The sequence below is a fragment of the Salinicola salarius genome (assembly GCF_002179555.1).
Lineage (GTDB): Bacteria > Pseudomonadota > Gammaproteobacteria > Pseudomonadales > Halomonadaceae > Salinicola > Salinicola salarius_A.
Window position 1 is genome coordinate 1 of the sequence record NZ_NHOU01000086.1, and the last position, 2,682, is coordinate 2,682.

Below are 2,682 nucleotides of genomic sequence, written 5' to 3' on the forward strand. Positions count from 1 at the left end.
GTAAGCGTTCATTCCAGGACGCCCTGCCATCCCAGCGAGCGTGACCCTAAAGTAACCTCACACTCATCAACACGAGGTTACTCTCATGAGCAAGCGCCGCACTCCGGACCAATGGCAGGGTCTGATTGATCAGCAGCGCCACAGCGGCCTGTCCGCGCTGCAGTTCTGTAAGCAACAAGGCATCGGTTATGCCAGCTTTCGCAGCTGGCGCAAGCGGCTTTGCGAAAGCCCGGTCTCTGACTCGACCGAGACCGAGCAGTCGGATTTTCTGGATCTGTCGGCATTGATGGGCGCTTCGCCGTCTTGCGGGCCAGGTTGGACTATTGTGTTGAGTCTGGGTAATGGCGTCGAACTGCGGCTGAGCCAGAACGGATGATCGGGCTCGATAGCCAGGCCCGGATTTGGCTGTGCACCGAGCCCACCGACATGCGTAAGTCCTTCCGGGGACTGAGCGCGCTGGTACGCAACCAGCTCAACCGCGACCCGCTCAGTGGCCAGTACTTTGTGTTCATCAACCGGCGCAAGACCCAGATGAAGATGCTGTACTTCAGCCGCACCGGTTATTGCTTGTGGGCCAAGCGCCTGGAGCGGGGTCAGTTCCAGGTGCGTGCGTCAGCGTCTGGCCAGCGAGCGTTGACGCTGGCCGATCTGCAGCTGCTGATCGACGGCATTGAGGTGCAAAAAGTTCGCCGCTTCAAGCGTTTTTCAGCAGCGTAAGCACTCAGGGTCCGGTATAATAGCGGCCATGAAATCAACTGCTTGCACGCCTGAACCCACCGCACCGTCTCACTCGGCCCTGGTCGAGGAGAACGCGCTGCTGCGCGAGCAGGTTCAGGGGATGCAGCGCCAGCTGGATTGGTTCAAGAAGCAGCTGTTCGGCCCCAAGTCCGAGAAGCAGGTCTTTGACCTGCCGGGACAGGACAGCCTGTTCCAGCCGGAGCAGGCGCCCGTCCCGGACAAGGCGCCCGAGGATGACAAGCGCACGGTCGGCGCCTATCAGCGCGGCACCGCCAAGAAGCAGCGCGACGATGACTGCTTGAACGATACCGGTCTGCGCTTCAGCGCCGATGTGCCGGTGGAAGTCATCGAGCAGCTGCCGCCGGAGCTGACTGGGCCGGACGCCGATCGGTATGAAATCCTCGGAACCAAGACTACCTTCCGGCTAGCCCAGCGAGCGGCCAGCTATGTGGTACTCCAGTGCGAACGCCCGGTATTGCGCCGCAAAGGCACCGACAAGCCAGTGACCGCCCCGGCGCCGCCCAACGTGCTCGACAACAGCCTGGCCGATGTCAGCCTGCTGGCCGGACTGCTGGTGGACAAGTTCCAGTTCCATCTGCCGCTGTACCGCCAGCATCAGCGCATTCAGCAGGCTGGGGTCACCGTCAGCCGCAGCACGCTGAGCAACCTGGTCAAACGCGCCATCGATCTGCTGCGCCCCATCGTCGATGCCCAGACCGATAATGTGCTGCGCAGCCGGGTGCTGGCCATGGACGAAACGCCAATCAAGGCCGGCCATCAGGGCCGGGCTGGCCCGCAAAAAGGCAAAATGAAATCCGGCTGGTTCTGGCCGCTGTACGGCGATGACGATGAGGTGGTGTTCACCTACTCCAACAGCCGTGGACGGGGCCACATCGAGCAGGTGCTGAGCGAGCAGTTCACCGGCACGCTGATCAGCGACGGGTACGCCGCCTATGCCCGCTACGCCGCAGCACAGGACGGCGTTACCCATGCCCAGTGCTGGGTCCACGGCCGGCGTTACTTCATCGAGGCCCAGAAGGAGCATCCGCAGCAGGCTGGCGAGGCGCTTCAGCAGATCGCCAAGCTCTATCACAACGAAGACAACATCCGTGCTCAACAGCTCACTGGCGAGACGAAGCGCCAGTACCGGTTGGCGCACTCGAAGCCAGTCGTCGACGACTTCTTCCAGTGGTGCCGCGATCAGTTGGAACGTGGCGAGCTGTTGCCCAGCGATGCGCTGACCAAAGCCCTGAATTATATGCTCAGCCGTGAAGCGAGCCTGACCGTGTTCCTGGAAGATCCAGACGTACAACCGGACACCAACCACCTGGAGCGGGCGCTGCGCCCCATTCCAATGGGCAAGAAAAATTGGATGTTTTGCTGGACGGAACTCGGCGCCGAACACCTCGGGCTCATCCAAAGCCTGATCACCACCTGCAAACTGCATGACGTCAATCCGTACACCTATCTGGTGGATGTGCTGCAGCGCATCAGCCAACACCCGGCCAGGGAGGTCGCGCAACTGACGCCAAGACGGTGGAAGACCCACTTCGCGGACAAGCCGTTACGCTCGTTGCTCGATCCCCGTCATCCGCACAGACAGCCCGAATCACCAGAGGCCGTTCGCCATGCGCATTGATGAGATGACCCTCGATCAGTTACTGGAGCTCAATGACGTCATCTGCCAGCGCATCGATGAACTCAAGGAACAGGAAACCCTGCAGGCGCTGAGCCAGCTGCGTGTCGGGCTCAAGGTCTCCTTCAGCACCCGGGAGGGACGGGCGTTCGGCATCGTTACCAAGATCAACCGCAAGAGCGTGATCGTGCTGGCCGAAGACGGAACCACACAGTACAAAGTCTCGCCGCAATTACTGACACCGCTTCATGAAGTGAAGTGATCAGCTTGCCTGGGGGCGTCTACTACGTCCCCGAATGAACGCTTAC

At 61.1% G+C, this 2,682-nt stretch carries 4 protein-coding genes; all 4 read left to right on the plus strand.

What is annotated here, in order from left to right; translation table 11 throughout:
* The first annotated feature begins 85 nt into the window (after nt 1–85).
* The 4 genes from tnpA to CCD76_RS19095 are packed head-to-tail and all read left to right on the plus strand — an operon-like array spanning nt 86 to nt 2,636.
* A complete protein-coding gene (gene tnpA, locus CCD76_RS19080; protein ID WP_087721070.1) occupies nt 86–376 on the plus strand; it encodes an IS66 family insertion sequence element accessory protein TnpA in 291 nt (96 codons plus the stop codon).
* Complete coding sequence (gene tnpB / locus CCD76_RS19085; protein ID WP_087721071.1) at nt 373–717, plus strand: IS66 family insertion sequence element accessory protein TnpB; 345 nt, start codon at nt 373–375, stop codon at nt 715–717. Before tnpA ends, tnpB begins: the two co-directional genes overlap by 4 nt.
* A 28-nt stretch (nt 718–745) precedes the next feature.
* The gene (gene tnpC, locus CCD76_RS19090; protein ID WP_179208974.1) at nt 746–2,377 is read left to right on the plus strand and encodes an IS66 family transposase; all 1,632 of its coding nucleotides are present in this window, start codon (nt 746–748) and stop codon (nt 2,375–2,377) included.
* Nucleotides 2,367–2,636 (plus strand): hypothetical protein, encoded by a 270-nt coding sequence (locus tag CCD76_RS19095; RefSeq protein ID WP_087721073.1) that lies wholly within the window; start codon nt 2,367–2,369, stop codon nt 2,634–2,636. Before tnpC ends, CCD76_RS19095 begins: the two co-directional genes overlap by 11 nt.
* Nucleotides 2,637–2,682: the final 46 nt, after the last annotated feature.

What these genes read in the sequence shown, in the direction of transcription:
- CCD76_RS19095 (WP_087721073.1), top strand. Translation starts at nt 2,367, where the DNA reads ATGCGCATTGATGAGATGACCCTCGATCAGTTACTGGAGCTCAATGAC.
- tnpC (WP_179208974.1), top strand. Translation starts at nt 746, where the DNA reads ATGAAATCAACTGCTTGCACGCCTGAACCCACCGCACCGTCTCACTCG.
- tnpA (WP_087721070.1), top strand. Translation starts at nt 86, where the DNA reads ATGAGCAAGCGCCGCACTCCGGACCAATGGCAGGGTCTGATTGATCAG.
- tnpB (WP_087721071.1), top strand. Translation starts at nt 373, where the DNA reads ATGATCGGGCTCGATAGCCAGGCCCGGATTTGGCTGTGCACCGAGCCC.